This is a genomic window from Novipirellula sp. (assembly GCF_041583735.1).
In the GTDB taxonomy this organism is placed as follows: Bacteria; Planctomycetota; Planctomycetia; order Pirellulales; family Pirellulaceae; genus Novipirellula.
Window position 1 is genome coordinate 1 of sequence record NZ_JBFHFD010000842.1, and the last position, 3,156, is coordinate 3,156.

The following is a 3,156-nucleotide window of genomic DNA, read 5'->3' on the forward strand; positions in this document are numbered from 1 at the left end:
CACCGACTTGGCAACCTGCATCGCCATATCCGAAGTCTGACCCGCCAAATCGGCCAAAGCCACTTTCTTTGCAGTCTCGATATCGGCGATCGCACGATCTCGCGTCCGCTCGGCTTCCGCCTTCGCATCGGCAACGATTCGCTGACCGTTGGTTTCGGCATCGCGACGTGCTTCGGCTAACATGCCTTGCACTTGGCTTGCCGCTTCGTCGAGCTTGGTCTGATAGTCGCTCAATAACGAACGTGCCTCGGCGTTAATACGCTCGGCATTTTCGAGGTCGCCATTGATCTTGTCTTCGCGAGCCTTCAACCCATTCAAAATGGGTGGCCAGACAAACTTGGACAAGATCGCAAACACACCAAGAAAGATCGCGATATTACAGACCGCCGAACCGATGTCGAACGACAACAACGGCGGAGTATGCGCGTCGTCATGCCCGTCTCCGTCATGTCCGTCTGCCGTGACGGGATGATCATGATCACCCTCCACGACTTCCTCGTCGAGAACCTCCGATTTAGCGGCGACCAAAACGGTTGCATCGTGCGATTCAGATGCCTCAACCGCCACGTCGGATTTCGCTTTTTCATCGGCAAAGCTACTCGCGGACGACACACACAGCGTGGCCATCGCGATCAAGCACAATACCGAGGAACGAGTCAATTTTAAAACCATCGTTTCATCTTTCGCCAAAGGCGGATTTAGCCGAGGATCAACATCAGAATCAAAGCAATCACAGTCGCACCTTCAATAAGTGCAGCCGAGATCAGCATCTGGGTGCTGATCGTTCCGCTCGCTTCGGGTTGGCGAGCGATTGCGTCAACAGCAGCACTACCGATGCGGCCAATTCCAAGGCCAGCGCCGAGAATGACAAGGCCCATTCCGATACCGACACCCATCTTGCCGACGTTAAGAGCTTCCTGGGCCAAAACAAGCGCGAAATCAAACATCTTTCATAAACTCCTGAGCTAATTCTCGAACGGGAAATGCCTGCGACCGTGAACTTGGACGCCGACAGTTTTTGGTTAAAGGGTCAAACAATATTCAGTGAATCAAGGCGGGATCGCCAGCACACTATTCGTGCACCAATGGCCCCAGTCGTTTTGGATCAATCAACTTATCAATGTCCATCTGACCTTCGTCGCTAAACGGATGCTCTTCTTCGTGATGGTCGTCATGATGCACTGCGGTCATCGCAATGAACAGCACCGTCAAGAAGGTGAAGATAAACGCTTGCAGAAAACAGATGAACAACTCAAGCAACGTCAACACAATGCCGCCACCGATGACGGACAACTCGACTCCGTAGCCGAGTGCATGTGAAAACTCAGCGGCAGTAAAGACAAGGCCCACGAATGCGGCGATCACCAAGTGGCCTGCCATCATCGTTCCAAAAAGCCGCATCGCAAGTACCACACACTTAATAATCAATCCAATCCACTCCAAAGCGTAGAGCGGAATGCCGATCAACAGCATCTTGGGGTCGTCCCAACCAATCGGATTGAAGTGCAAGAAGAACGTTTTGGCTCCGGTTTCGCGAATCCCGATGAACAGGATCGCAAAGAAGCTTCCCAATGCCAAAATTGCGTTCAGCGACAGGTTCCCCGTCGCGGTACCGCCCCAATGCGAATACGCAGTGTTGCCGGTGAACGACTGCATGATATAGCCAATTGGAATCAACCCAATCACATTGCAGAACAAGATGAAAAAGAAGATGGTCCAAATGTAGTAGATGTACTTGTCGGTCAAATGACCCAGGTTCGGCCGAGCGACCTCGTCACGAATGAACGAACACATCGTCTCGAATAACTGAGCGACACGCCCGCGAGTCTTGAAGGCTTCGAGCCCTTGCCCCTTTGCACGCACACGACTTGCGACATAAGCAAAAACCAATATCACCGTCACGGCTCCCACCAAACTCATCATCAAATGGTTGGTGATAAAAAAGTCGTAACGCCCGTCAAAAATATTCAGCGCCGGAATGTCGCCTTCGCCAACCGGCACGCTCACGATGGGGTTCTCGTGCAACGGATGCGGCAGCACATGCGTTATCGGGCTGTGGTCGGTAGAAGCAACAAGCAATGGCATCAGGTAAATCGTTATTGAGCTACAGATTTAAATTTAGTGAATACGACCCACAATCGTTATGCTTCCAACACACCCAAAGGTCGCGTGGACAGAGCATCTGAATTGTGCAAACGCACGAGTGAAGAGCAGGACGACACGGACGAGTTGATTGAAGGTGATGGATATTCCTTTGCCTTCACAGGCAAAGCGTTCGCTGACAAACTCGCATCCGTGCTCGACGTATCCTTTCCGACTTTCGTGGCAACTCGGTTCTGCTTGAACGCGAGCACTCCCACTTCGACGGAGGTCAAATAGGCATACCAACCGATCGTAAAACCGGCGACCCATTGACTGGATTCGGCCAATTGATACCGGCAGAACAAAAACAGTGCAACCGTCCCAAATAACCGAAAGATCATCCCCATCCCGGAAGCCAGCACAAAATCACCAAACGGATCGACTGACTGACGAGCACCTGAGCGACTTGCGGTACCCCGAGAATCAAATCGCGACTTGATCGCCTTGGCCCACCGCAGACACAGCCCGGGCAACATTGACACCAATGCGATCACGCCACTCATCAAAGCGACAAAAATCACATCGCCACTACGATCGGCGTCCCGAAGCCCAACGACCGTCATCACGACTGCGGTCGCAAGCAACCAGGCAGCGACCACCCAACCCAACGTCTGCCGATACAAATCGGAAACGTCCGGAGAACTAGGCGATCGTCGAGTTGGAGTTAGGATCGTCACGTCTTTTTCAAAAGTTTACTCAAAAGCGAAGTCGATTTCGCTTCCAATATACGGTCATCAGTATTCGCAGGGTTGTACCACTTGGCTGGTTTTCACCAATTCTGGGCGATACTCAACGATTTAGGCCGTGGGCCAGCAATCAGGACTGGGTCGAGGAGGCTTTGACGACGAACCGTGCCATTGCCAATCCAAACCCCAACATCGTGCTCAACGCGGTGGCGTACATTTGATCGTGGTTTCGCCAAGCGTCGATCCAATAACCGATGCCGGCGAACAGCAGTGTAATTCCAGCGAGCTCCATCCCGAGACCGACAAAACGGAGCCACACAGCGCCTCC

General features: G+C 52.5%; 5 protein-coding genes. All 5 read right to left on the reverse strand.

Features of this window, described 5'->3' with window-relative positions:
- The coding region (gene atpF / locus ABX962_RS33550) for a F0F1 ATP synthase subunit B (protein ID WP_372726034.1) at window positions 1-672 on the reverse strand (672 nt) is incomplete at its 3' end.
- 26 nt (window positions 673-698) lie between these two features.
- Window positions 699-947 (reverse strand): ATP synthase F0 subunit C, encoded by a 249-nt coding sequence (gene atpE, locus ABX962_RS33555; RefSeq protein ID WP_008694334.1) that lies wholly within the window; start codon window positions 945-947, stop codon window positions 699-701.
- 124 nt (window positions 948-1,071) lie between these two features.
- Window positions 1,072-2,085, reverse strand: a complete 1,014-nt coding sequence (atpB, locus tag ABX962_RS33560; RefSeq protein ID WP_372726035.1) for a F0F1 ATP synthase subunit A — start codon at window positions 2,083-2,085, stop codon at window positions 1,072-1,074.
- A 56-nt stretch (window positions 2,086-2,141) separates the two neighbouring features.
- Window positions 2,142-2,819 carry a hypothetical protein gene (locus ABX962_RS33565; RefSeq protein ID WP_372726036.1) on the reverse strand — a complete coding sequence of 226 codons (678 nt, stop codon included), beginning with the start codon at window positions 2,817-2,819 and terminating at the stop codon, window positions 2,142-2,144.
- 139 nt (window positions 2,820-2,958) lie between these two features.
- On the reverse strand, window positions 2,959-3,156 hold a 198-nt coding region (locus tag ABX962_RS33570; protein ID WP_372726037.1), incomplete at its 5' end, for an AtpZ/AtpI family protein.